We start from the raw sequence: 23,736 nt of genomic DNA on the forward strand, positions 1-23,736 counted from the left end.
GTGGCTTGAATCGAATGACCTGGTAAGGGTCTTGTTGAATCTGGTGCCCAGAAGAGGACTCGAACCTCCACGATGTTACTCGCTAGTACCTGAAACTAGTGCGTCTACCAATTCCGCCATCTGGGCTTGTTTTTGCTTTTCAGCAAAGATTGCGATTATACATATTTTTGCGAAGCAACTTTGCTGCGCCGGCTGCTCGATGCAAATTCAAGCAGCCATGAAAAAAGCCACCGGAGGCCGGTGGCTTGAATCGAATGACCTGGTAAAGGTCTGTTTAAACTTGGTGCCCAGAAGAGGACTCGAACCTCCACGATGTTACTCGCTAGTACCTGAAACTAGTGCGTCTACCAATTCCGCCATCTGGGCCCACAGAACTGCCGAAGCAGTTATGTTTTGAATTTCAGGAAAGAAGGAGATCATATCAAAAATAATGTCACTTCCAGCGGCTTGCTGGATGAATTCGAAGGAACGGTCCAAGGGCATCGCGACGGGCACGGCTTCGTGCAGCGCGACGACGGCGAAGCAGATATCTACCTGCCGCCGAACGAGATGCGCGCGGTGCTGCACAAGGACCGCGTCAAGGCGCGCGTCGTGCGACAGGATCGCCGTGGCCGCCCCGAGGGGCGCGTGGTGGAGATCATCGAGCGCCCCGAGCAGCCCATCATCGGCCGCCTCTTGCATGAAGGCGGCATCTGGCTCGTCGCGCCAGAAGACAAGCGCTACGGCCAGGACGTCCTGATTCCCAAGGGCGCAACCGGTCCTGCAAAGGTGGGGCAGGTGGTGGTCGTGCAACTCACCGAGCCGCCGGCGCTGTTCGGCCAGCCGGTGGGCCGCGTGAAGGAAGTGCTGGGCGAGATCGACGACCCTGGCATGGAGATCGAGATCGCCGTGCGCAAGTACGGCGTGCCGCACGAGTTTTCCGCAGAGTGCCTGGCCGAGGCCAAGGCGCTGCCCGAGAAGGTCCGTCCCGCCGACAAGAAGGGGCGCGTGGACCTCACCGACATTCCGCTCGTCACCATCGACGGTGAAGACGCGCGCGACTTCGACGACGCCGTGTACTGCGAGCCTGCGAAGGTGGGCCGCGGCAAGGGCTGGCGCCTGCTGGTTGCGATTGCCGACGTCAGCGCCTATGTGCAGACGGGCTCTGGCATCGACATTGACGCCTATGACCGCGCCACCAGCGTCTACTTCCCGCGCCGCGTCATTCCGATGCTGCCCGAGAAGCTGTCGAACGGCTTGTGCTCGCTGAACCCCGAGGTCGAGCGCCTGTGCATGGTGTGCGACATGCTCGTGGCCGCAGACGGCGAGATCTACGCCTACCAGTTCTATCCCGCCGTGATGTTCAGCCATGCGCGCTTCACGTACACCGAAGTGGCGGCCATCCTCGGCAATACGCGCGGCCCCGAAGCCGCCAAGCGCAAGGACCGCGTCAAGGATCTGCTGAACCTCGCCGACGTCTACAAGGCGCTGCTCAAGCAGCGCGGCAAGCGCGGCGCGGTCGACTTCGAAACCACCGAGACGCAGATCATCTGCGACGACGCCGGCCGCATCGAGAAGATCGTTCCGCGCACGCGCAACGAAGCGCACCGCCTGATCGAGGAAGCGATGCTCGCGGCCAACGTCTGCAGCGCCGACTTCATCGCCGAAGGCAAGCACCCGGGCCTGTACCGCGTGCACGAAGGCCCGACGCCCGAGAAGAAGGAAATCCTGCGCGGCTACCTGAAGGCGATGGGCGTCGGCCTGAGCATCACCGACGACCCCAGGCCGGGCGAGTTCCAGGCGATTGCCGATGCCACGAAAGAGCGCCCCGACGCGCAGCAGATCCACACCATGCTGCTGCGCTCGATGCAGCAGGCGATCTATACGCCGATCAACAGCGGCCACTTCGGCCTGGCCTACGAGGCCTACACGCATTTCACGAGCCCGATCCGGCGCTATCCGGATTTGCTGGTGCATCGTGTGATCAAGGCGATCCTCGGCAAGACGCGCTATCAGCTGCCGATGCTGCCCACGCCCGGCGAGGCGCACGCCAAGCTGGCCAAGCGGCTTGCGTCGCGCGTGAAGGCGCCGACCAACAAGCCGCAGAAAGCCACCGTGGCGCCAAGCAAGGAAGTGCTGGCATGGGAGGCCGCGGGCCTGCATTGCAGCGCCAACGAGCGCCGCGCCGACGAGGCCAGCCGCGACGTCGAGGCGTGGCTCAAGTGCAAGTACATGCGCGAGCACCTCGGCGAGGAATACGGCGGTGTGGTCACCGCCGCCACGACCTTCGGCATCTTCGTCACGCTCGATGCGATGTACGTCGAGGGCCTGGTGCACATCACCGAGCTTGGCGGCGAGTACTTCAAGTTCGACGAGATGCGCCAGGAATTGCGCGGCGAGCGCACCGGCATCCGCTACGCCATCGGCACGCGGGTGCGGGTGCAGGTGAGTCGTGTCGACCTGGACGGCCGCAAGATCGACTTCCGCCTCGTGCGCGAAGGCGAAGAACTGGCGACCCGTGCCATGAAGGACAAGGGCGTGGCATCGGGCGTGCCGGTCAAGGCCTCGGCCAAGCGCAGCACGCGCCACAAGGCTGAAGCCGGCAACGCCGAGCCGCGCGCGGAGCGCGGTTCCTCGCCCGCGGCCGGACCGCAGTCGGCAATGCAGGCCTTCAAGTCGGCGGTCAAGAAGGCCGCCAACAAGATGAAGGGGCGCAAGCCGCGCCGCTGAAGCTCAGGCAGCACGAACCATCGACCAACCCAAGAAGAGAAAGAGACAGACAGCATGAGCGCTGAAGACAACAAGGGCCGTATCGCCATCGTCACGGGGGCGGGCTCCGGCATCGGCCGCGCAGCCGCACTGGCGCTGCTGGGCGACGGCTGGAGCGTGGCTCTGGCGGGACGCCGCCTGGAGCCGCTGGAACAGGTGGCGCAAGAGTCGGGTGCCGGCGCGCGCGCCTTCGCGGTGCCGACCGACGTGGCCAATGCGGACTCGGTGCAGGCCCTGTTCGCGGCCACGGTCGAGCGCCTCGGCCGTGTCGACCTGCTGTTCAACAACGCCGGCGTGGGCAACCCGCCGGGCCCGTTCGAGGACTGGACGCCCGCGCAGTGGCAGGGCGTTGTCGACATCAATCTCACGGGCATGTTCTTCTGCATCCAGCAGGCGTTCCGCACGATGAAGGCGCAAACGCCGATGGGTGGCCGCATCATCAACAACGGCTCCATCTCGGCCACCGCGCCGCGGCCGAACTCGGCGGCCTACACGGCCACCAAGCATGCGGTCGAAGGGCTGACGAAGACCGCTTCGCTGGACGGCCGCAAGTACGACATCGCGGTGGGGCAGGTCGACGTCGGTAATGCCATGACCGAACTGGCCGCACGCATGGCCAAGGGCGTGCCGCAAGCCAATGGCGAACTTGCGATCGAGCCGCTGATCGATGTCAAGATCGTGGGCCAGTCGGTGCTCTACATGGCAAACCTGCCGCTGGAAGCCAACGTGCTGTTCCACACCATCATGGCGACGAAGATGCCCTTCGTCGGGCGCGGCTAAGGGCGGTCAGGAGGGCGCACGGCGGGCCAGCGCGCCGGCCGTGAGCGGGGCGGCATCGGCCGGCCAGGTGTCGGCGATGTGGCCGTGCTGCCAGACGGCTTCGTGCGCCGCTTCGAAGGCTGGCTGGCGCATGGCCAGTGCCGCGCCGATCATGCCGGCCAGCACGTCGCCGGTGCCGGCCGTCGCGAGGCGCGCGTTGCCGGTCAGGTTGATGACGGGTGGCGCGCTGCCGGCGTCGGCAACCACAGTGCCTGAACCCTTGAGCACTGTCACGACACCGAAGCGCACGGCAAGTTGGCGGGCCGCGTCCAGCCTGTCGGCCTGGACCTCGCCGACCGTACGGCCCAGCAGGCGCGCCGCTTCCAATGGATGCGGCGTGATCACGGTGGGGGCTCCGCCTTTTCCTCGCAATACCAATTGGGCTTGCAGCGCACCATCGGCTGCGATGGCATTGAGTGCGTCGGCATCGAGCACCAGTGCGGCCGCCGTCGAGAGCACGCGCGGCAGCAGTTCGGCCACGGCCTCTGCACCGCCGCATCCGCACACTGCCGTCATGCCCGACAAGTCGAGCGTTCGGGCGTCGCGCAGCATCAGTTCGGGTTGCGCGATGTCGACGGGGGCCGCGCTCGGATCGAGCAGTCCGACAAATACGCGCCCCGCACCGCTGTGCAAAGCCGCCGACCCGGCCAGCAGCGCGGCTCCTGCCATGCCGGGCGCGCCGCCGATCACCGCGACATCGCCAAAACTGCCCTTGTGCGACGCATGTGCGCGCCGCCGAGCTTCGGGGGCTCCGGCGATCCGGGCCGCGGGTTGATCCTTGAATGCGCCGCAACCCAGATCGTCGAACCACACGGCGCCCGCCGCATCGCGGCCCTGGGCCGTGAACAGGCCGGGCTTCAGCGTGAGGAAGGTGATGCAGCTGCGCGCCGATGATTGGGCAGGTTCGATGCCGTGGGTCAGCGTGCCGGTGTCGGCATTCAGGCCCGATGGCACGTCGACGCTGAGCACCGGCCGGGCACTTGCATGCATATTCGCCAGCCATTCGGCCATCGTGCCTTCGGGTGGCCGCGTCGATCCAATGCCGAGCAGCGCGTCGATGGCCAGCTCATAGGCCGAAGGCGGTGTCGATGCGAATGTCACGCCTGCGTCGCGGGCGCGCTGCAGCGATGCCTTGGCGTCCGGCGGCAAGCGGCCTTCATCCCCGAGGAAGGTGACGACCGGAAAGAAGCCCCTGTGCCGCAACTGCGCGGCGGCCTCGAAGCCATCGCCGCCGTTGTTGCCTGGCCCGCAGGCCACCCAGATCGTTCGTGCATGCGGCGCGATCGCCATTGCCAGCCGCGCGACTGCGAGGCCGGCACGCTGCATCAGCGCGTGCGCGGGCAGGGCGGCCGCCGCAGCCTGTTCGATGCGGCGCGTGGCGGCGATGTCGAACAGCTCGGCAATGGTGGCGGACGTGATGCGTTGCATCGGCGCATTTTGCCGTCGCGTCGTCTCCTTATCATCCGGGGATGAATCTCAAGAGCGTCGGCTGGGTGCTCGTCCTGCTTTGCGCGGCGCTCATCTTCTTCGTGGCTGCGACGATGTCGTGGATAGCCGGGCTGGGATGGGCCCTGGGCCTGCTGTGCGGCGTGTGGGGCGTCTTTCTGCTGGCCGATTTGAAGCGATGGGTGGCTTTGCGGGACCTGGCATGGGCCGCCAATGTCGGCTTCGGCATCAGCGTGGTCCGCTGGTTTGACGTGCCGTCCGAAACCGTTTCCGGTCTGGCGCGCCTCGCGCTGCTGAGCGCTGATGCACTTTGCCTGGGCTTCTTTGTGCTGGTCGGCCCCGGTTTGCTGGGATGGATCGCGCAGAAACTCCGGCCGCCGCTGGAGCCCGCGTTGCCCGTCGAGCAGCCGGCCAGCCCCGAGCGCCTGCGCCGGTGGGGCCCTAAAGACTGAGCCGTTCGACGCCCAGGCCTTCGAGGTCGATGCCCGGGTCCTGTCCGGCGATCAGGTCGCCCAGCACGCGCGCGCTGCCGCATGACAGCGCCCAGCCGCTCGAGCCGTGGCCGAGATTGAGCCACACGCCGGGGATGCCGCTTGCGCCCAGCACGGGCGGGCCGTCGGGCAGCATCGGCCGCGCGCCTTTCCACTGCTGCACGCCGGACTGCAGCGTGGCCGCGCCCGGGAACCAGTCGTGCAGCACCTTGTAGAGCGTCTGCACGGCGGCCGGATTCATCGTGTCGAGCGAGCCGCCGATTTCGGCGCCGCCGGCCACGCGCACGCGCTGGCCCAGGCGGGAGATGGCAACCTTGTAGCGCTCGTCCATCACCGCGCTGCGCGGTGCATTGAGCGGTTCGCGGATCGGCGCGCTGATCGAATGGCCGTAGACCGGCGCCATCGGGATGCGCAGCCCCAGCGGCCGCAGCAGCGACGCCGATGCCAGGCCGGCGCACATCACGACTGCGTCGTAGCGCACCGGATCCGAGCCGCTCGCCAAAGACAGCGAAGTGGGCGCCGCGCGGCTCAGGGGGGCGATGTCGCAGTTGAAGTGAAACTGAGCACCGAGCGACTCGGCCTCCCACTTGAGCAGCAGAGCGAACTGCCGGCAGTTGGCCACTTCATCGTCGGGCAGGTGGATGGCGCCCGCCAGCGGGGAGTCGGGGTTGAGGGCCGGCTCGATCAGCCGGGCCTCGTCTGCATCGACTTCCTTGAAGGCGCTGCCGGCCGCGCGCAGTACGTCGAGCCCGGGCTGCACCAGTTTCTTTTCGCGCTTGGAACGCAGCAGCACCAGGTAGCCGTCGCTGCGTTCGTAGCTGAGCTCGCGCGCCTCAGTCACCTCGTGCAGGCGGTTGCGGCTGTAGAAGGCCAGGCGCTGCATGCGTGCGCGATTGGCGAGGTAGGTTTCGAGCTTGCAGGCCTTTTGCCAGCGCGACAGCCAGCCGAGGTCGCGCGAAGCCAGCGGCCAGCGCAGCTTGACGGCGCCGTGCGAGGACAGCAGCGATCGCAGCACCTTGCCGCGCATGCCGGGGGCGGCCCACGGCGTGACGTACCCGGGAGCGACCACGCCGGCGTTGGCGAAGCTGGCTTCTTCTGCGGCGGCGCCCCTGCGCTCGAACACGGTCACTTCATGGCCGTCGGAAACCAGTTCCCAGGCGGTGGTGACGCCGACGATGCCGGCGCCCACGATCGCGATTTTCATTGAATTTTCTGGATAAGAGAGATGGTTGGCGCCCGTGCGTTGGGCAGCGTCGGCTGCTATTTTTGCAGCGTGCGCTCGGCCTGGAGCGCAACTGCGAGCACAGCGTCGTCGTGCAGCGCGGCGTGCCACAGCATCAGGCCGACCGGCAGTTCGCCGTCGGCGTGACAGGGCAGCGAGATGGCGCAGCCGTCGAGCATGTTGACGATCGATGGATTGCGCAGCAGCAGTGCATTGACGCGGAAGAATTCGTCGTCGCGCTCGGCGCCCGGCGCCACGCTGGCGATGGACGGCGCGGTGATCGGCACGGTCGGCGACAGGACGGCGTCGAACGGGGCGAGCGCGGTTTCGACACGGGCGATCCAGTCGCGGCGGGCATGGATCAGGTCGATGTATTCGTGTGCCTTCATCGTGGCACCGCGCAAGATGCGCTGGACCACGCGCGGATCGTAGCCTGCACCGCTGCGCTCCAGCAGCAGGCGGTGCCAGGCGTACGACTCGGCTGCCGAGAAACCGCCGGTGGCGTTGATGGTGATCAACTCGGCCAGTTCGGGCAGTTCGATCTCGACGATGCGGGCGCCGGCGGCCCGCAATGCCTTCAGCGCGCGCTCGAAAGCGGCGGCCACGGCGGGTTCGGCACCATCGAAGAACACGTTTTTCACCACCGCCAGCCTGTAGGCGGCCAGCGGGGCGTTACCGGCGGTCACGCGCCGCGCGGCGAGGATTTCGTGCGCCGTGATGGCGTCACGCACCGACCGTGTCATGGCGCAAACCGTGTCCAGCGTGGTCGAAAGCGGCAGTGTGCCTTCCACGGGCGTCAGCCGGGCCGTGTTCTTGAAGCCGACGATGCCGTTCAGCGCCGCCGGGATGCGGATCGAGCCGCCGGTGTCGGAGCCCAGCCCGATGAACGCAGCGCCGGTGGCCACCGACACCGCTGCGCCGGACGACGAGCCGCCCGGGATGCGGGGCGTGGCGGCGTCGCACGCATTGGCCGGCGTGCCGTGGTGCGGATTGACGCCGACGCCCGAGAAGGCGAACTCCGTCATGTTGGTGCGGCCGGTCAGCACGCCGCCCGCGGCGCGCAGCCGTGCCACGGCGAGGGCGTCGGCCTTGGCCGCGGGCGCATGGGCCAGCACCGCGGAGCCGGCGGGCGTTGGCTGGCCTTCAACATCGAACAGGTCCTTCGCGGTGAAGGCCAGTCCGGAAAGGCGGCTGTCGGGGGGCGACGCGGCGGTGGTCTGGCGGGCCTCGTCGAACATGGTGCGGGTGAAGACGTGCACGCAGGCCGGGGATTGGGCAATGCCGATGGCGTGCTCCATTTCGGTGCGGGCATCGGAGCCACCTGTCAGAAGGGTGAAACGAGTGGCGTGAAGATCGTTCATGGGCGCTGCGGATGCCGTGAGGCGGCTCGGTTTCGAGGGAGAAGGGGCGGCGGCCGTGCTATACTCTTTGGGTTTCGCTGGCAAAGCGACGGCTTTCGTTGCATCCAGCCAGACACATCCGCAAACCGGCCCAATCAAGGTGTTGTGACTCCGTTCAAAAGAGCACAAAACGGGCTGGATTTTAGACCCAACCTTTGGAGTAATTTCAATGTCTACCACCATGCGCGAAATGCTGGAAGCAGGTGTCCATTTCGGTCACCAAACCCGCTTCTGGAACCCCAAGATGGCCCCGTTCATCTTCGGCCATCGCAACAAGATCCACATCATCAACCTGGAAAAGTCGCTCCCGATGTTCCAGGACGCGATGAAGTACGCCAAGCAGCTCACCGCCAACCGCGGCACGATCCTGATGGTCGGCACGAAGCGCCAGGCCCGTGAAATCGTGGCTGCCGAAGCTCGCCGCGCCGGTGTGCCTTTCGTCGACACCCGCTGGCTGGGCGGCATGCTGACCAACTTCAAGACCGTCAAGACATCGATCAAGCGTCTGAAGGACATGAAGGCCCAGCAGGAAGCCGGCCTCGACTCGCTGAGCAAGAAGGAGCAACTGACCTTCTCGCGCGAAATCGAGAAGCTCGAAAAGGACATCGGCGGCATCCAGGACATGACCGCGCTGCCCGACGCCATCTTCGTGATCGACGTGGGCTTCCACAAGATCGCCGTGGCCGAAGCCAAGAAGCTCGGCATTCCGCTGATCGGTGTGGTGGACTCCAACCACTCGCCCGAAGGCATTGACTACGTGATCCCCGGCAACGACGACTCGTCGAAGGCTGTCACGCTGTACGCCCGCGGCATCGCCGATGCGATCATCGAAGGCCGCAACAGCGCCACCGGTGACGTGGTCAAGGCCATCGCCGAAGGCAGCGACGAATTCGTCGAAGTCGAAGAGGGCGCTTCGGCCTGATTGGCGCGCTCGCGAGCCTGAAGAAGGGGCTTTGGTGCCCCTTTTTTTTAACCTGATTTTTGGATTTACGGAGATACAACAATGGCTGCAATCACCGCAAGCATGGTCGGCGAACTGCGCGCAAAGACCGACGCGCCGATGATGGAATGCAAGAAGGCCCTGACCGAGGCCGACGGTAACATGGAAAAGGCCGAAGAGCTGCTGCGCATCAAGCTCGGCAACAAGGCTGGCAAGGCATCGGGCCGCATCACTGCCGAAGGCGTGGTCACGGCATTCGTCGATGGCGCTGCCGGCGGCATGATCGAAATCAACTGCGAAACCGACTTCGTCACCAAGAACGACAGCTTCCTGGCCATGGCCAACGCTGCCGCGATGCTGGTCGCCAAGAACAACCCGGCCGACATCGCTGCGCTGGGCGCGCTGCCCTACGAGCAGGACGGCTTCGGTCCGACGCTCGAGGACGTGCGCAAGGGCCTGATCGGCAAGATCGGCGAGAACATGAGCTTTCGCCGCTTCAAGCACTTTGCCGGCAACGGCAAGCTGGCTTCGTACCTGCACGGCACGCGCATCGGCGTGATGGTCGAGTTCGAGGGCGACGACACGTCGGCCAAGGACGTGGCGATGCACATTGCCGCCATGAAGCCGGTCGCCATCCAGGCGTCGGACGTGCCTGTCGAACTGATCGAAAAAGAGCGCGCCGTGGCTGCCGGCAAGGCTGCCGAAGACCGCAAGGTGGCCGAGGCCGAAGGCAAGAAGCCGCAGCCCGACGACATCGTTGCCAAACGCATCGAAGGCGGCGTGCAGAAGTACCTGAAGGAAGTCTCGCTGCACAACCAGCCGTTCGTGAAGAACGACAAGCAGACCGTCGAGCAGATGCTCAAGGCCGCCGACACCTCGATCAAGGGCTTCACCCTGTACGTGGTCGGCGAAGGCATTGAGAAGAAGGTTGACGACTTCGCTGCGGAAGTTGCCGCGCAGGTCGCAGCAGCCAAGGCCGCTGCCTAAGCCTTTCGGGCTCCAGCGACGGCGCGCCAACGCGTGCCGTCGCTTTTTCATCGCTACGTTTTACACTCGTCCCCGCCAAATCAAAGGAAATTGCCCATGTCTGATGCCCGCCCAGCCCACAAGCGAATCTTGTTGAAGCTGTCGGGAGAGGCATTGATGGGCGATGACGCCTTCGGCATCAACCGCGCCACCATCGTGCGCATGGTGCAGGAAGTGGCCGAGGTTGTGAACATGGGCGTCCAGGTGGCGGTCGTGATCGGGGGCGGCAACATCTTCCGCGGCGTCGCGGGCGGCTCGGTCGGCATGGACCGCGCCACGGCCGACTACATGGGCATGCTGGCCACCGTGATGAACTCGCTGGCGCTGGCCGACGCAATGGACAAGCAGGGTCTCGTGGCCCGCGTGATGTCCGCCATTGCCATCGAGCAGGTGGTCGAGCCCTATGTGCGCCCCAAGGCCCTGCAGTACCTCGAAGAGGGCAAGGTCGTGGTGTTCGCGGCCGGCACGGGCAATCCGTTCTTCACCACCGATACGGCTGCCGCGCTGCGCGGCGCCGAGATCGGTGCCGAGCTCGTGCTCAAGGCGACCAAGGTCGACGGCGTCTACACCGCCGATCCCAAGACCAACCCCGATGCAACGCGCTACGCCACGCTGACTTTCGACGAGGCGATCGCAAAAAATCTCGGCATCATGGACGCCACGGCTTTCGCGCTGTGCCGCGACCAGAAGCTGCCGATCAAGGTGTTCTCGATCCTCAAGAACGGTGCGCTCAAGCGCGTCGTGATGGGCGAGGACGAGGGCACGCTGGTGCATGCCTAGGAGTATTTGAGATGACCATTGCAGACATCCGCAATGCGACCGACGCGAAGATGAATCAGTCGCTCGCCGCATTCCAGAACAACCTCACCAAGATCCGCACGGGCCGCGCAAATTCGGCGCTGCTCGACTCGATCCACGTCGAGTACTACGGCTCGCAGGTGCCGCTGAGCCAGGTGGCCAACGTGTCGGTGCTCGACTCGCGCACCATCAGCGTCCAGCCCTGGGAAAAGGGCATGGGCGCCAAGATCGAGAAGGCCATTCGCGAAAGCGACCTGGGCTTGAACCCCGCCTCGATGGGCGACCTGATCCGCGTGCCGCTGCCCGCCATGAGCGAAGAGCGCCGCAAGGAAATGACCAAGCTGGTTCGCAACGAAGGCGAAACCGCCAAGATCGCCACGCGCAACCTGCGCCGTGATGCGAACGAGTCGGTCAAGAAGCTGGTCAAGGACAAGCTGGCCTCCGAAGACGACCAGAAGCGTGCCGAAGCCGAGATCCAGAAGGTCACCGACCGCCACATCGCGGAAATCGACCGCCTGGTCGCGGCCAAGGAAGCGGAGATCATGGCCGTTTGAGGCCTGTCATGGCCTCGTCAGCGCCGCGCATTCCCCACCACGTTGCCATCGTCATGGACGGCAACGGTCGTTGGGCGACGCGACGTTTCCTGCCTCGCGTTGCGGGGCACAAGCAGGGCGTCGAAGCGCTGCGGCGCTGTGTCAAGGCCTGCGCCGATCGCGGCGTGGGCGTGCTGACGGTGTTTGCGTTCTCGTCCGAGAACTGGAACCGGCCCGTCGAGGAAGTCTCCGGGCTCATGGAGCTGATGGTCGGGGCGCTCGCCCGCGAGGTGCCCAAGCTCAGCAGCGACGGTGTGCGGCTGCATTTCGTCGGCGAGCGGGGCGGGCTGTCACCGAAGATGGTGAAGGGCCTGGTCGACGCCGAGGTTGCCACGGCGCACAACACGCGCATGGTGCTCAACGTCTGCTTCAACTACGGCGGGCGCTGGGACATCGCGCAGGCTGCCGCCAGGTTGGTGGCGCAGGGCGAAGCGATCACCGAGGTCAGCCTCGACCGCGCCATGGCCCTGGCCCATGTGCCCGACCCCGACCTGTTCATCCGAACGGGCGGCGAGCAGCGGTTGTCCAATTTCCTGCTCTGGCAGAGTGCCTACGCCGAGCTTTTCTTCAGCGACAAGCTGTGGCCCGAATTCGACGAGGCCGCGCTGGACGAGGCGATTGCCGCGTTCCAGGGCCGCGAGCGCCGCTTCGGCCAGACCTCGGCACAGGTTTCGACGGCTGCGGCCTGAAGACCTCACAACTTCACGCATGCTCAAACAACGCATCCTCACGGCGATCGTGCTGCTCGCGATCCTGCTGCCGGCGCTGTTCTATCGAAACTACATCCCATTCGCCTGTGTGATGCTCGTGCTGATCGGTGCGGCTGCGTGGGAGTGGGGGCGTCTCAACGGCTACGGCCAGAAGGTGTCGCTGTTCCTGGGTGCCGAGACCGTGGTGCTTTGCGGGCTTTCGTGGTGGCTGGGCCTGCTCGAACAACCGTTGATCCTGATGTGGACCCTGGCCAGCGCGGCCTGGGTGCTGGGCGGCGCGGCGCTGCTGCGCGTGGCGGTGCCGGGTTGGCCCCGCATTCCGCGTGGGCTGCGGCTGGTCGGCGGCCTGCTTGCGCTCTGGGTGGCGTGGCTTGCCGCGGTGCAGGCGCGCATGATCGGCATCAACTTCCTGCTGTCGATCCTGGTGCTGGTGTGGGTGGCCGACGTGTTCGCCTATTTCGCCGGCCGTGCCTTCGGCCTCAGGTTCACGCGCAACAAGCTCGCGCCCGCGATCAGTCCCGGCAAGAGCTGGGAAGGTGTCTGGGGCGGCATGATCGGCGTGGTGGTGCTGGCCTTTGCCTGGGTCTGGGCCGACAAGGCCACCGGCGCCGCCGTGGCCAGCCTCTACACCCGTCTCAACGAGCGTGGCTGGTGGCTCTTGCTGCTCGCCGCGTTGTTCCTCTCGGCCATGAGCGTCGTGGGCGACCTCGTCGAATCTCTCATCAAGCGCAGTGCCGGCGCCAAGGACAGCAGTCGGCTGTTGCCCGGCCACGGTGGTGTTCTCGACCGCGTGGATGCCCTCTTGCCGGCGCTTCCTATTGCCATGATGCTGGCTTTCCTGTGAACTCAACCAGAAGACAACGCGTCACGGTGCTCGGCTCGACCGGCTCGGTCGGCGTGAGCACGCTCGACGTCATTTCGCGCCACCCCGAGCGCTTTGAGGTGTTCGCGCTTTCGGCTGCCACCAAGGTCGACGAGTTGCTGGCGCAGTGCGCCCAGTTCTTGCCGCGGTTCGCCGTGATGGCCAGCGCGCCGCATGCCGCGATACTGGCTGAAAAGCTGAAGCAGAACAGCCTGAAGACGGTTGTCCTGATGGGTGACGGTGCTCTCGAAACGATAGCGTCCCACGACGAAACGGATGCCGTCATGGCCGCCATCGTCGGTGCCGCGGGCCTGGGGCCGTGCCTGGCCGCCGCGCGCGCCGGCAAGCGCCTGCTGCTGGCCAACAAGGAAGCGCTGGTCGTCGGCGGCGAGCTCTTCATGCGCACCGTACGCGAGGGCGGCGCCACGCTGCTGCCTATCGACAGCGAGCATTCAGCCATCTTCCAGTCGCTGCCCGAAGACCCATCCACCTGGGCACGGCGCATCGACAAGATCATCCTGACCGCCTCGGGCGGCCCGTTCCGTACGCGTGCTCCGGAAACCCTGGGCACGGTAACGCCCGAGCAGGCCTGTGCCCATCCGAACTGGGTCATGGGCCGCAAGATTTCGGTCGACTCGGCCACCATGATGAACAAGGCGCTCGAAGTGATCGAGGCGCGTCACCTGTTCGGCGTCTCGCCCGAGCAGATCGAGGTCGTCATCCATCCGCAGAGCGTGGTGCACTCGATGGTGCAGTTCACCGACGCCTCGGTCATCGCACAGCTCGGTACGCCCGACATGCGGGTGCCGATCGCGGTGGGCCTGGCCTGGCCCGAACGCATCGAGAGCGGCGCCGCGCGGCTCGACTTCCGCCAGATGGCCTCGCTGACCTTCGATGCGCCCGATGCAGCGCTCTTTCCAGGGCTGGGCCTGGCATGGCACGCGCTGCGCGCCGCGCCGGGCACGACGGCGGTGCTCAATGCCGCCAACGAGGTTGCGGTGGAAGCTTTCCTGAGCCACCGCCTTCGGTTCGATTGCATTCACGCGGTCAACATGGAAACTTTGGAAGCAGTCTCTCCCTCCAAGCCGGCATCGCTGGCCGACCTGCTGGCGATCGATGCCAGCGCCCGTGCGGCGGCCAATGCCGCTGCGCTGCGCTTCGCAGCCTGACGTACCCCCCTCAAGAGACCAAGGATCCCGATGCTGCTCACAGTCATAGCCTTCGTGGTCGCGCTCGGTGTCCTGATCGCGGTGCACGAATACGGGCACTACCGCGTGGCCGTGGCCTGTGGGGTCAAGGTCGAGCGCTTCTCCGTCGGATTCGGCAAGGCGCTGTTCCGCTGGCAGCCGAAGCGCCAGCACCCGGGGCAGCAGACCGAATTCGTCATCGGCGCCTTTCCGTTGGGCGGCTACGTCAAGATGCTCGACGAGCGCGAAGGGCCGGTAGCGCCCGAAGAGCGTCATCGCGCCTTCAATACTCAGCCTCTGCGTTCGCGAGCGGCCATCGTCGCAGCGGGGCCTATTGCCAATCTGCTGCTGGCCGTCGTGCTTTACACCGCGGTCAACTGGATCGGCGTGCAAGAGCCGGTCGCCAAGCTGGCGCGGCCGGTGGCGGCTTCGCTGGCCGAGGCAGCGGGCCTGCGCGGTGGCGAACAGATCACCCGGGCGGGCTTCGATGGCGACCTTTCGCCGGTGCAGTCCTTCGAGGACCTGCGCTGGCGCATGACCCGCGGCGCGCTGGACGGACACGACCTGACGCTCGAAGTGGCGGGCGAAGGCGGCCGGCCGGTGCGGCAACTGGTGCTGCCGCTGAGCCGCATGGAGGCCAAGGACGCCGATCCTCAGATGTTCCGCAAGATCGGCGTGCTGGCACCCCTGACCAAGCCCGAGATCGGTGAAGTCATGGCGGGTAGCGCCGCCGAGGGTGCCGGTCTTCGCAACGGCGACCTCGTGCGTGCCATCGGAGGCACGGCCATCGTCGACGGGCAGCAGCTGCGTGAAGCGATCCGGGCGTCGGTCGACGGCGGCCAGCCGCGCACGCAGGTCTGGCAGGTCGAGCGCGGTGGCCGGTTGCTTACGATCGAAGTGAAGCCCGAGGTGCGGGAAGAGGGTGGCAACAAGGTCGGCCGCATCGGCGCGTACGTTGGTGCGCCGCCCGAAATGGTGACGGTGCGCCAGGGGCCGGTCGACGGTGTCTGGCGCGGCGTGGTGCGCACCTGGGAGGTCTCCGCGCTGACCGTGCGCATGATGGGCAAGATGGTCATCGGCGAGGTCTCGCTCAAGAACCTGAGTGGTCCGCTCACGATCGCCGACTACGCGGGCAAGTCCGCAAGCCTCGGCTTCACTCAGTATCTGATCTTCCTGGCGCTCATCAGCGTGAGCCTCGGGGTCCTCAATCTCATGCCGCTGCCGGTCCTCGATGGAGGACACCTGATGTATTATCTTTGGGAGGGCCTGACCGGCAAGAGCGTCTCCGACGCTTGGATGGAACGGCTTCAGCGCGGGGGTGTGGCCCTGCTGCTGGTCATGATGTCGGTCGCACTCTTCAACGACGTCACGCGGCTCTTTGGTTAACTTTCAGCCGGCCCTTTCCGTGCCGGTTCAATTCACAGATGAACAAAAACTTCAGTCGCTTTCGCCTGCGTAGCGTTGCCGCGGTGGTCGCCAGTGCGCTCGCCGCCACGGCAGCTTGGGCCGTCGAGCCTTTCACGGTGCGCGACATTCGCGTCGAAGGCCTGCAACGCGTCGAAGCCGGCACGATCTTCGCATCGCTGCCGCTGCGCGTGGGCGATACCTACAGCGACGAGCGCGGTTCAGCCGCCATTCGCGCGCTGTTCGACTTGGGGTTGTTCAAGGATGTGCGCATCGACGTGAACGGCAACGTGGTGGTGGTGATCGTCGAAGAGCGGCCGACCATTGCAGACGTCGATTTCGTCGGTACCAAGGAGTTCGACAAGGCGGCTTTGCAGAAGGCGCTGCGCGAAGTCGGACTGGCCGACGGCCGCCCCTACGACAAGGCGCTGGCCGACCGTGCCGAGCAGGAGCTCAAGCGCCAGTACGTGAGCAAGAGCCTCTACAACGCACAGGTCGTGACCACCGTCACGCCCATCGAGCGCAACCGCGTCAACCTGACCTTCACCGTGACCGAAGGCGATTCGGCCCGCATCCGCGAAGTGCACGTGGTGGGCAACAAGGCCTTCAGCGAATCGACGCTGCTGAGCTTGTTCGACCAGGACAGCGGCGGCTTCATGAGCTGGTACACCAAGTCGAACCAGTACTCGCGCGCCAAGCTCAACGCCGACCTCGAAACCCTGCGCTCGTACTACATCACGCGCGGCTACCTCGAGTTCCGCATCGACTCGACCCAGGTTGCCATTTCGCCGGACCGCAAGGACCTGACGGTGACCGTGAACATCACCGAAGGCGAGAAGTTCGTTGTGTCGAGCGTCAAGCTCGATGGCAACTATCTCGGTCGCGACGAGGAGTTCAAGTCGCTCATCACCATCAAGCCGGGCGAGCCCTACAACGGCGAACAGGTCACTGAAACCACCAAGGCCTTCAACGACTATTTCGGCACCTTCGGCTACGCGTTCGCACGTGTGCAGGCGCGCCCCGAGATCGATCGTGTCAACAACCGGGTGGCGCTCACGCTGCAGGCCGAACCTTCGCGCCGCGTGTACGTGCGGCGTGTGTCGGTGGGTGGCAACAACAAGACCCGCGACGAAGTCATTCGCCGTGAGTTCCGCCAGTACGAGGCCTCCTGGTACGACGGCGACAAGATCAAGCTCTCGCGCGACCGCGTGGACCGCCTGGGGTTCTTCACCGAGGTGAACGTCGATACGCAGGAAGTGCCCGGCTCGCCCGACCAAGTGGACCTGACCGTCAACGTGGCCGAAAAGCCCACCGGCAGCCTGCAGCTCGGCGCCGGCTACTCGAGCGCCGAGAAGGTCGCACTGACCTTCGGTATTTCGCAGGAAAACGTGTTCGGCTCGGGCAACTTCCTGGGCGTGCAGGTCAACACCAGCAAGTACAACCGCACGTTGTCGCTGACGACCACCGATCCGTACTTCACGCCTGACGGCATCTCGCGCACGATCAGCGTGTATCACACGACGACACGGCCGTATTCGACGACCATCGACGGCGACTACAAGCTGGTCAACCAGGGCGCTTCGATCCGCTTTGGCGTTCCGTTCAGCGAGGTCGATACGGTCTTCTTCGGCATCGGCCTGGAGCGGTATGCGTTCGATCCGAACAAGACGACGGCACTCGCGGGCTTGACCACGCCGCGTTCCTACCTCGACTACTTCCAGTGCCATCTCAACACGAGCCCTGTCAGCAACGGCCCGCTGCTGCCGCCTACACCGGCTGGCTGGCTCGTCACGGGCTGCTCGCAGGACAGCGTCTGGGGCGTGCCGCTGAGCGTGGGCTGGGGCCGGGACAACCGCGACAGCGCGTTGATTCCGACCACCGGGCGGCTGCAGCGTGCCAACCTCGAACTGGGGGTGGCGGGCGACATGAAGTACGTCAAGACGAACTACCAGTACCAGCAGTTCTTCGCGATCAACAAGCAATACACCTTCTCGATCAACGGCGAAGTCGGCTATGCCAAGGCGCTGGGCGGCAAGGTCTATCCGATCTTCAAGAACTTCTATGCGGGTGGTCTTGGCTCCATTCGCGGTTTCGAGCAAAACTCGCTGGGTCCACGCGATGTGCCGCTGTTGGGCCAGAGCGAAGGTGCTGCTTTGGGCGGCACCAAGAAGGCCATCTTCAACGCGGAGCTGAGCACGCCGTTCCCGGGCGCCGGCAACGACCGCACGCTGCGCCTGTACGGCTTCTTCGACGTCGGCAATGTGTTCGGTTCGCGTGCCGCCGGCCTGACCGACGAGCAATGGAAGGCCGAGAAGAAGCTGCGCGCTTCGGTCGGCCTGGGCATCAGCTGGATCTCGCCGCTGGGCCCGCTGCGTCTCGCCTACGCCTTCCCCATCAAGTCCCAGAAGGAAGTAGGGGTCCCGCTGACGCCCGGCTACATCCCGAAGGATAGAATTCAGCGCCTCCAATTCCAGATCGGAACGTCTTTCTAAATGAAGCATTTGATTCGCGCCGCGGCAGGCGTGTCGTTGATTTCCGCTCTCGCGTTCGCTGCGGTGCCCGCCCAGGCGCAGGAAACCTTTCGCATCGGTTTCGTGAACCCGGACCGCGTGCTGCGCGAGGCGCAGCCGGCCAAGACTGCCCAGGCAAAACTCGAAGCCGAATTCCTGAAGCGCGAGAAGGATCTGACTTCGCAGGGCGACGCTCTGAAAGCGGCCTCGGAGAAGTTCGAGCGCGAGGCGCCCACCCTGTCGGAAAGCCAGCGGGCAGCGCGCCAGCGCGGGCTGGTCGACCAGGATCGCGACTTTCAGCGCAAGCGGCGCGAGTTCCAGGAAGACCTGAACTCGCGCAAGAATGAAGAGCTCCAGCAGGTCTACGAGCGCGCCAACCGCGTGGTGAAGCAGGTGGCCGAGGCCGAGAAGTACGACGCCATCCTTCAGGAGGCGATCTACATCAATCCGAAGCACGACATCACCGACAAGGTGATCAAGGCGCTGAACGCGTCGGTCAGCTCTCCTGCGCCTGCGGCCGGCAAGTAACGCCGGGAGCCGGCGTGTCACTGCAGCTCGGAGCCATCGTTGACGCCCTTGGGGGCGAACTTCATGGCGATGCGGCGCTGTCCATCGAGCGGCTGGCGCCGCTGCAGAATGCGCAGCCCGATGCGCTCAGTTTTCTGAGCCATCCCAAATACCAGCAGGAATTGGCGGCTTCGAAGGCCGCTTGCGTGATCGTGTCGCCGGCCATGCGCGAGGCGGCTGCGGCGCGTGGCGCTTTCATCCTCACGCCGGATCCATACTTCTACTTTGCCCGCCTGACACAGCTCTGGAAGGCGCACCACGCGCGTCCGGAAGCCGATCGCATCCATCCCAGCGCAGTGATCCATGCAGAGGCCCAAGTTGATGCCACTGCGCGCATCGGCGCGCTGTGCGTGGTGGAGCGGGGCGCGCGCATCGGTGCGGGCACTGTGCTGAAGTCCCGGGTGACGGTCAGCGAAGACTGCACCATCGGCGAGCGCTGCCTGCTGCACCCGGGCGTGGTCATCGGTGCCGACGGCTTCGGCCTGGCGCCGCACGAGGGGCGCTGGATCAAGATCGAGCAGTTGGGCGCGGTGCGCATCGGCAACGACGTCGAGATCGGCGCCAACACCTGCATCGATCGCGGCGCGCTCGACGACACAGTGATCGACGACGGCGTGAAGCTCGACAACCTGATCCAGATCGGCCACAACGTGCGCGTTGGCAAGAACACCGCCATGGCGGGCTGTGTCGGCGTGGCCGGCAGCGCCATCATCGGCGCCAACTGCACCTTCGGTGGTGGCGCCATCGTGCTGGGCCATCTGACGGTGGCCGACGGCGTCCACGTGTCCGCCGCAACCGTGGTTACCCGTTCGATCCACAAGGCCGGCCAATACACCGGCATGTTTCCCATCGATGACAATGCGAGCTGGGAAAAGAATGCGGCAACGCTCAAGCAGTTGCACAGCCTGCGCGAACGACTGAAGGCGCTGGAGAAGGCTCCCTCGAAAAAATGACGACGATGCAGGAACAGAAAATCATGACAAAGCCAGCGATAGCGCTCGATATCCATCAAATCCTCAAGCTGCTGCCTCACCGCTACCCGTTCCTGCTGGTGGACCGCGTACTGGACATGGAAAAGGGCAAGCGCATCACGGCGCTGAAGAACGTGACGATGAACGAGCCGTTCTTCAACGGCCACTTCCCGCACCGTCCGGTGATGCCGGGCGTGCTGATGCTCGAAGCCATGGCCCAGGCCGCGGCTCTGCTGTCGTTCCATTCGCTCGACATCGTGCCGGACGACAACACCGTCTACTACTTTGCCGCTATCGACGGCGCGCGCTTCAAGCGGCCCGTGGAACCCGGCGACCAGTTGACGCTCGAAGTCGAGATCGAGCGCATGAAGGCCGGCATTTCCAAGTTCAAGGGCCGGGCACTGGTGGGCAGCGAACTCGCCTGCGAGGCGACGCTGATGTGCGCCATGCGCCAGATCAACTGATCCGGCCGCAGTCGTTTCCACAACGCATGACCCAGGTTCACTCGACAGCACTCGTCGACCCCCAGGCCGAACTCGACGCCTCGGTGTCGGTCGGTCCCTATACCGTGATCGGTCCGCATGTGCGGGTGGGCGCGGGCACTACCATCGGCGCGCATTGCGTGATCGAGGGGCGCACGACCATCGGGCGCGACAACCGGATCTTCCAGTTCTCGTCGCTCGGCGCCATTCCCCAGGACAAGAAGTACGCGGGCGAGCCGACCGAGCTCGTCATCGGCGACCGCAACGTCATTCGCGAGTTCTGCACGTTCAATCTCGGCGTACCGGGGGCGGGCGGCGTGACGCGCGTGGGCAACGACAACTGGATCATGGCGTACACGCACATCGCGCACGACTGCCAGGTCGACAACCACACCACGCTGGCCAACAACACCACGCTGGCCGGCCACGTTCACCTCGCGGACTGGGTGACGGTCGGTGGGCTCACCGGCATTCACCAGTTCGTCTCGGTGGGGGCGCATGCCATGCTCGGCTTCGCAAGCGCGGTGTCGCAGGACGTGCCGCCTTTCATGCTGGTCGACGGCAATCCGCTGGCAGTGCGCGGCTTCAACATCGTCGGCCTGCGCCGGCGCGATTTCTCCGCCCAGCGGCTCGCGGCGGTGAAACAGATGCACCGGCTGCTGTACCGCCAGGGCAAGACGCTCGAGGAAGCGCGCACGGCCATTGCCGCGCTCGCGACGGAAATGCCGGAAGCTGCAGGTGACGTCGCGCTGATGGAGTCCTTCCTCGCCAACTCGACGCGCGGCATCGCGCGCTGACGTGACCGCGATGCAGAAGGACGGACAGCGACGCTTCGCGCTGGTCGCGGGCGAAGCCTCCGGCGATCTGCTCGCGGGTTTGCTGCTCGATGGCCTCCAGGCCCGTTGGCCGGATCTCCAGACCGTCGGCATCGGCGGCCCTCGCATGTTGGCCCATGGCTTCCAGAGCTGGTGGCCACAGGAAAAGCTCGCGGTGCGCGGCTACGTCGAGGTGTTGCGGCACTATGCCGAGATCGCCGGCATCCGCCGCCAGCTGAAGACCCGTTTGCTGAGCGAACGGCCCGAACTGTTCATCGGCGTCGATGCGCCTGATTTCAATCTCGATCTCGAAGCCGGGCTGCGCAGCCAGGGCATCAAGACCGTGCACTTCATCTGCCCTTCGATCTGGGCCTGGCGGCCGAAGCGCATCGAGAAGGTCCGGGCTGCGGCCGACCATGTGCTGTGCATCTTCCCGTTCGAGCCCGAACTGCTCGAAAAGCAGGGTGTTGCGGCGAGCTATGTGGGGCATCCGATTGCCAACGTGATCCCGATGACGCCCGACCGCGCCGCGGCCCGCGCCGCGATCGGGTTGGCGTCCGACGCTCAGGTCGTCGCCTTGTTGCCGGGCAGCCGTCGCTCCGAGATACGCTACCTGGCGGACCGATTCTTCGCCGCCGCCGCGCTGATGCAGAAGGCCCGGCCGGCGCTCCAGTTCGTGGCGCCCATCCTTCCGGGGCTGCGCTCCGAGGTCGAGGCCTTGCTCCAGGCCAGCGGCATGACGGGCCGGGTGAAGCTGCTCGATGGCCAGTCGCACGCCGCGCTGGCCGCCTGTGACGCGACGCTGATCGCCAGCGGCACCGCCACGCTCGAGGCGGCGCTGTTCAAGCGGCCGATGGTCATTGCCTACAACATGAACGCGCTCTCGTGGCGCCTGATGCAGCGCAAGCAGTTGCAGCCGTGGGTCGGCCTGCCCAACATCCTGTGCCGCGAGTTCGTGGTGCCCGAACTGCTGCAGGAAGCCGCCACGCCAGAGGCGCTGGCCCAGGCCACGCTGGCCTGGCTCGACGATCCCGAAAAGACACGGGCCCTGCAACAAAGATTTTCCGAGCTGCACGTGCAATTGCAGCGCGATACGCCGACACTTTGCGCCGATGCGATCCAGAAAGTTCTTGAAAGCTGAGCAAGCCCGTTTGGTGTGGGACGCGCCGGGCCTGCTCGCAGGCGTGGACGAGGCCGGTCGCGGCCCGCTGGCGGGCCCCGTCGTGGCCGCGGCGGTGATCCTCGACGACACCCGGCCGATCCGCGGACTGGCCGATTCCAAGACCCTCACGCCTTTGCAGCGCGAGCGCCTGCACGACCAGATCCTGGCCAAGGCCCTTTGCTGCTCCATCGCCCAGGCGAGCGTCGAGGAAATCGATACGCACAACATCCTGCAGGCCACGATGCTTGCGATGCGGCGCGCGGTCGAGGGCTTGCGCCTGAAGCCGGCCAAGGTGCTGGTCGACGGCAACCGCCTGCCGACGCTGGACGTGCTGGCCGAAGCCGTGGTCAAGGGCGATGCGCTGGTCAAGGCGATTTCGGCTGCGTCCATCCTGGCCAAGGTCCACCGCGACCGCCTCTGCGAGCAATTGCACGTCGAATTTCCAAATTACGGCTTTGCCGGCCACAAGGGCTATGGCACGCCGGAGCACCTGGAAGCGCTGCAGCGCCACGGCGCCTGTGTGCATCACCGCCGGTCGTTCAGCCCGGTTGCCGCCGCGCTGGCTCGAACGGCAGCGGGTACCGCGCAGGTCGTCGAGGCCATGTCGGCCGCGCCCACGGTGTTTGCGGCAACGGTCGAGACCGTGCACCTCGACTTGCGCGCCGCGCCCTGACCCCCATGACCACCACCGATCCCGGCGCGAGCCTCATCAGTTCGCGCGACAACCCGCTGCTCAAGGACCTGCGCAAGCTGGCCCAGGACCCGGGCGCCTATCGCAAGCTGCGCCGCATCTGGCTCGAAGGTGACCATCTGTGCCGGGCGGCGCTTGCGCGCGGCGTGAAGCCGGCGATTGCGGTGTTTTCGGAGTCTTTCTGGCCTGCAGCCCCTGCCGAATGGGCAAATAGTGCTATCAAAACCGTAGTGGTCAGCGATGATCTGCTGCGCGGCGCCAGCGGCCTGGAATCGCCTGCGCCGATGGGCTTCGTGCTCGACCTGCCAGCGCGGCCGGAGCTGATCCCCGATGCGCCCAGCGTGGTGCTCGACCGTCTGCAGGACGCCGGCAACGCCGGCTCCATCCTTCGCAGCGCGGCTGCTTTCGGCTTCACCCAGGTGATCGCGCTCAAGGGCACGGCGGCGCTGTGGGCGCCGAAGGTGCTGCGTGCAGGCATGGGTGCCCATTTCGGCCTGCGGCTGATCGAGGGCGTGGACGCCGACGTGCTCGACGGCCTGAAAGTACCGTTGATGGCTACCAGTTCGCACCACGGCGAGTGGCTTCACAAGGCCGAGCTGCCGCATCCCTGCGCCTGGCTGATGGGCCATGAAGGGCAGGGCGTGTCACCCGCGCTCGAGGCGCGCGCCACGCACCATATCCGCATCGCCCAGCCGGGCGGCGAGGAGTCCCTCAACGTCGCGGCAGCCGCCGCGATCTGCCTGCATGCGAGCGGAGCAGCCCTGCAGGCCGAATAACACACCCAGACCGGGCTACAATCGGGGGCTTACTCGCAAATCAGCGTCGCCCGGCCGCCTTTAACGCCAAAATCCCCTGAAGCAGCAGTCCGCAGGCAACGCGCCTGGGGCTCCGG

Annotated in this window: 22 protein-coding genes and 2 tRNA genes; 19 read left to right on the plus strand and 5 right to left on the minus strand. The window is 65.8% G+C overall.

What is annotated here, in order from left to right; all coding sequences use genetic code 11:
- Positions 1 to 41 precede the first annotated feature (41 nt).
- Together ASD05_RS12895 and ASD05_RS12900 are read right to left on the minus strand one after the other, a co-directional pair.
- Positions 42 to 126 (minus strand) — tRNA-Leu (locus tag ASD05_RS12895).
- A gap of 155 nt (positions 127 to 281) precedes the next feature.
- A tRNA-Leu gene (locus ASD05_RS12900) sits at positions 282 to 366 on the minus strand.
- Between the two features lie 81 nt (positions 367 to 447).
- On the opposite strand from ASD05_RS12900, the gene rnr reads away from it, so the two are divergent.
- The gene (gene rnr / locus ASD05_RS12905; RefSeq protein ID WP_235507955.1) at positions 448 to 2,709 is read left to right on the plus strand and encodes a ribonuclease R; all 2,262 of its coding nucleotides are present in this window, start codon (positions 448 to 450) and stop codon (positions 2,707 to 2,709) included.
- Between the two features lie 54 nt (positions 2,710 to 2,763).
- A complete protein-coding gene (locus ASD05_RS12910) occupies positions 2,764 to 3,528 on the plus strand; it encodes an SDR family oxidoreductase (RefSeq protein WP_056592630.1) in 765 nt (254 codons plus the stop codon).
- 6 nt (positions 3,529 to 3,534) lie between these two features.
- Here ASD05_RS12910 and ASD05_RS12915 read toward each other — a convergent pair whose 3' ends face one another.
- Positions 3,535 to 4,995 (minus strand): bifunctional ADP-dependent NAD(P)H-hydrate dehydratase/NAD(P)H-hydrate epimerase, encoded by a 1,461-nt coding sequence (locus tag ASD05_RS12915; RefSeq protein ID WP_056592632.1) that lies wholly within the window; start codon positions 4,993 to 4,995, stop codon positions 3,535 to 3,537.
- Positions 4,996 to 5,036: 41 nt separating this feature from the next.
- On the opposite strand from ASD05_RS12915, the gene ASD05_RS12920 reads away from it, so the two are divergent.
- Positions 5,037 to 5,465 (plus strand): hypothetical protein, encoded by a 429-nt coding sequence (locus ASD05_RS12920; RefSeq protein WP_056592635.1) that lies wholly within the window; start codon positions 5,037 to 5,039, stop codon positions 5,463 to 5,465.
- Here ASD05_RS12920 and ASD05_RS12925 read toward each other — a convergent pair.
- Together ASD05_RS12925 and ASD05_RS12930 are read right to left on the minus strand one after the other, a co-directional pair.
- Complete coding sequence (locus ASD05_RS12925; protein WP_056592637.1) at positions 5,455 to 6,708, minus strand: D-amino acid dehydrogenase; 1,254 nt, start codon at positions 6,706 to 6,708, stop codon at positions 5,455 to 5,457. The genes ASD05_RS12920 and ASD05_RS12925 overlap by 11 nt on opposite strands.
- 56 nt (positions 6,709 to 6,764) lie before the next feature.
- Positions 6,765 to 8,087, minus strand: coding sequence for an amidase (locus ASD05_RS12930; protein ID WP_056592640.1), 1,323 nt, complete (start codon positions 8,085 to 8,087; stop codon positions 6,765 to 6,767).
- A 208-nt stretch (positions 8,088 to 8,295) separates the two neighbouring features.
- Here ASD05_RS12930 and rpsB point away from each other — a divergent pair, with 208 nt between their 5' ends.
- From rpsB to ASD05_RS13010, 16 genes are all read left to right on the plus strand, one after another.
- Positions 8,296 to 9,048: a 30S ribosomal protein S2 gene (gene rpsB, locus ASD05_RS12935; RefSeq protein ID WP_007836997.1), complete on the plus strand. Its 753-nt coding sequence runs from the start codon at positions 8,296 to 8,298 to the stop codon at positions 9,046 to 9,048.
- 81 nt (positions 9,049 to 9,129) lie between these two features.
- Positions 9,130 to 10,053 (plus strand): translation elongation factor Ts, encoded by a 924-nt coding sequence (gene tsf, locus ASD05_RS12940; protein WP_007836995.1) that lies wholly within the window; start codon positions 9,130 to 9,132, stop codon positions 10,051 to 10,053.
- Between the two features lie 96 nt (positions 10,054 to 10,149).
- Positions 10,150 to 10,872, plus strand: coding sequence for a UMP kinase (gene pyrH, locus ASD05_RS12945; RefSeq protein WP_007836993.1), 723 nt, complete (start codon positions 10,150 to 10,152; stop codon positions 10,870 to 10,872).
- An 11-nt stretch (positions 10,873 to 10,883) separates the two neighbouring features.
- Positions 10,884 to 11,444 carry a ribosome recycling factor gene (gene frr, locus ASD05_RS12950; RefSeq protein WP_056592642.1) on the plus strand — a complete coding sequence of 187 codons (561 nt, stop codon included), beginning with the start codon at positions 10,884 to 10,886 and terminating at the stop codon, positions 11,442 to 11,444.
- Between the two features lie 8 nt (positions 11,445 to 11,452).
- The gene (gene uppS / locus ASD05_RS12955) at positions 11,453 to 12,172 is read left to right on the plus strand and encodes a polyprenyl diphosphate synthase (RefSeq protein WP_056518791.1); all 720 of its coding nucleotides are present in this window, start codon (positions 11,453 to 11,455) and stop codon (positions 12,170 to 12,172) included.
- A gap of 19 nt (positions 12,173 to 12,191) precedes the next feature.
- Positions 12,192 to 13,037, plus strand: a complete 846-nt coding sequence (locus ASD05_RS12960) for a phosphatidate cytidylyltransferase (protein ID WP_056592645.1) — start codon at positions 12,192 to 12,194, stop codon at positions 13,035 to 13,037.
- Positions 13,034 to 14,224, plus strand: coding sequence for a 1-deoxy-D-xylulose-5-phosphate reductoisomerase (gene ispC / locus ASD05_RS12965; RefSeq protein WP_056592648.1), 1,191 nt, complete (start codon positions 13,034 to 13,036; stop codon positions 14,222 to 14,224). The genes ASD05_RS12960 and ispC overlap by 4 nt, the downstream gene beginning before the upstream one ends.
- Positions 14,225 to 14,254: 30 nt before the next feature.
- On the plus strand, positions 14,255 to 15,628 hold the full coding sequence (rseP, locus tag ASD05_RS12970; RefSeq protein ID WP_056592652.1) for an RIP metalloprotease RseP: 1,374 nt from the start codon (positions 14,255 to 14,257) through the stop codon (positions 15,626 to 15,628).
- A gap of 38 nt (positions 15,629 to 15,666) precedes the next feature.
- A complete protein-coding gene (bamA, locus tag ASD05_RS12975; RefSeq protein WP_056592655.1) occupies positions 15,667 to 18,138 on the plus strand; it encodes an outer membrane protein assembly factor BamA in 2,472 nt (823 codons plus the stop codon).
- On the plus strand, positions 18,139 to 18,684 hold the full coding sequence (locus tag ASD05_RS12980) for an OmpH family outer membrane protein (protein WP_056592658.1): 546 nt from the start codon (positions 18,139 to 18,141) through the stop codon (positions 18,682 to 18,684). It abuts the gene before it with no gap.
- Positions 18,685 to 18,698: 14 nt separating this feature from the next.
- Positions 18,699 to 19,676, plus strand: a complete 978-nt coding sequence (gene lpxD / locus ASD05_RS12985; protein WP_056592662.1) for a UDP-3-O-(3-hydroxymyristoyl)glucosamine N-acyltransferase — start codon at positions 18,699 to 18,701, stop codon at positions 19,674 to 19,676.
- Between the two features lie 23 nt (positions 19,677 to 19,699).
- Positions 19,700 to 20,158 (plus strand): 3-hydroxyacyl-ACP dehydratase FabZ, encoded by a 459-nt coding sequence (fabZ, locus tag ASD05_RS12990; RefSeq protein WP_007836981.1) that lies wholly within the window; start codon positions 19,700 to 19,702, stop codon positions 20,156 to 20,158.
- A 26-nt stretch (positions 20,159 to 20,184) separates the two neighbouring features.
- A complete protein-coding gene (gene lpxA / locus ASD05_RS12995; protein ID WP_056592665.1) occupies positions 20,185 to 20,973 on the plus strand; it encodes an acyl-ACP--UDP-N-acetylglucosamine O-acyltransferase in 789 nt (262 codons plus the stop codon).
- A gap of 10 nt (positions 20,974 to 20,983) precedes the next feature.
- Positions 20,984 to 22,132, plus strand: coding sequence for a lipid-A-disaccharide synthase (lpxB, locus tag ASD05_RS13000; protein ID WP_082572077.1), 1,149 nt, complete (start codon positions 20,984 to 20,986; stop codon positions 22,130 to 22,132).
- Positions 22,104 to 22,826, plus strand: coding sequence for a ribonuclease HII (rnhB, locus tag ASD05_RS13005; protein WP_056594355.1), 723 nt, complete (start codon positions 22,104 to 22,106; stop codon positions 22,824 to 22,826). The genes lpxB and rnhB overlap by 29 nt, the downstream gene beginning before the upstream one ends.
- 5 nt (positions 22,827 to 22,831) lie before the next feature.
- Entirely contained in the window at positions 22,832 to 23,620 is a 789-nt protein-coding gene (locus tag ASD05_RS13010) for a TrmH family RNA methyltransferase (protein ID WP_056592668.1), read from the plus strand.
- Positions 23,621 to 23,736 lie beyond the last annotated feature (116 nt).

It is taken from the genome of Variovorax sp. Root434 (assembly GCF_001426595.1).
Classification (GTDB): Bacteria; Pseudomonadota; Gammaproteobacteria; order Burkholderiales; family Burkholderiaceae_C; genus Variovorax.

Excerpts from the sequence above, each read along its gene's own strand:
- ASD05_RS12910 (WP_056592630.1), top strand. The coding sequence starts at position 2,764 with ATGAGCGCTGAAGACAACAAGGGCCGTATCGCCATCGTCACGGGGGCG.
- ASD05_RS12915 (WP_056592632.1), bottom strand. The coding sequence starts at position 4,995 with ATGCAACGCATCACGTCCGCCACCATTGCCGAGCTGTTCGACATCGCC.
- ASD05_RS12920 (WP_056592635.1), top strand. The coding sequence starts at position 5,037 with ATGAATCTCAAGAGCGTCGGCTGGGTGCTCGTCCTGCTTTGCGCGGCG.
- ASD05_RS12925 (WP_056592637.1), bottom strand. The coding sequence starts at position 6,708 with ATGAAAATCGCGATCGTGGGCGCCGGCATCGTCGGCGTCACCACCGCC.
- ASD05_RS12930 (WP_056592640.1), bottom strand. The coding sequence starts at position 8,087 with ATGAACGATCTTCACGCCACTCGTTTCACCCTTCTGACAGGTGGCTCC.
- rpsB (WP_007836997.1), top strand. The coding sequence starts at position 8,296 with ATGTCTACCACCATGCGCGAAATGCTGGAAGCAGGTGTCCATTTCGGT.
- tsf (WP_007836995.1), top strand. The coding sequence starts at position 9,130 with ATGGCTGCAATCACCGCAAGCATGGTCGGCGAACTGCGCGCAAAGACC.
- pyrH (WP_007836993.1), top strand. The coding sequence starts at position 10,150 with ATGTCTGATGCCCGCCCAGCCCACAAGCGAATCTTGTTGAAGCTGTCG.
- frr (WP_056592642.1), top strand. The coding sequence starts at position 10,884 with ATGACCATTGCAGACATCCGCAATGCGACCGACGCGAAGATGAATCAG.
- uppS (WP_056518791.1), top strand. The coding sequence starts at position 11,453 with ATGGCCTCGTCAGCGCCGCGCATTCCCCACCACGTTGCCATCGTCATG.
- ASD05_RS12960 (WP_056592645.1), top strand. The coding sequence starts at position 12,192 with ATGCTCAAACAACGCATCCTCACGGCGATCGTGCTGCTCGCGATCCTG.
- rseP (WP_056592652.1), top strand. The coding sequence starts at position 14,255 with ATGCTGCTCACAGTCATAGCCTTCGTGGTCGCGCTCGGTGTCCTGATC.
- bamA (WP_056592655.1), top strand. The coding sequence starts at position 15,667 with ATGAACAAAAACTTCAGTCGCTTTCGCCTGCGTAGCGTTGCCGCGGTG.
- ASD05_RS12980 (WP_056592658.1), top strand. The coding sequence starts at position 18,139 with ATGAAGCATTTGATTCGCGCCGCGGCAGGCGTGTCGTTGATTTCCGCT.
- fabZ (WP_007836981.1), top strand. The coding sequence starts at position 19,700 with ATGACAAAGCCAGCGATAGCGCTCGATATCCATCAAATCCTCAAGCTG.
- lpxA (WP_056592665.1), top strand. The coding sequence starts at position 20,185 with ATGACCCAGGTTCACTCGACAGCACTCGTCGACCCCCAGGCCGAACTC.
- lpxB (WP_082572077.1), top strand. The coding sequence starts at position 20,984 with ATGCAGAAGGACGGACAGCGACGCTTCGCGCTGGTCGCGGGCGAAGCC.
- rnhB (WP_056594355.1), top strand. The coding sequence starts at position 22,104 with ATGCGATCCAGAAAGTTCTTGAAAGCTGAGCAAGCCCGTTTGGTGTGG.
- ASD05_RS13010 (WP_056592668.1), top strand. The coding sequence starts at position 22,832 with ATGACCACCACCGATCCCGGCGCGAGCCTCATCAGTTCGCGCGACAAC.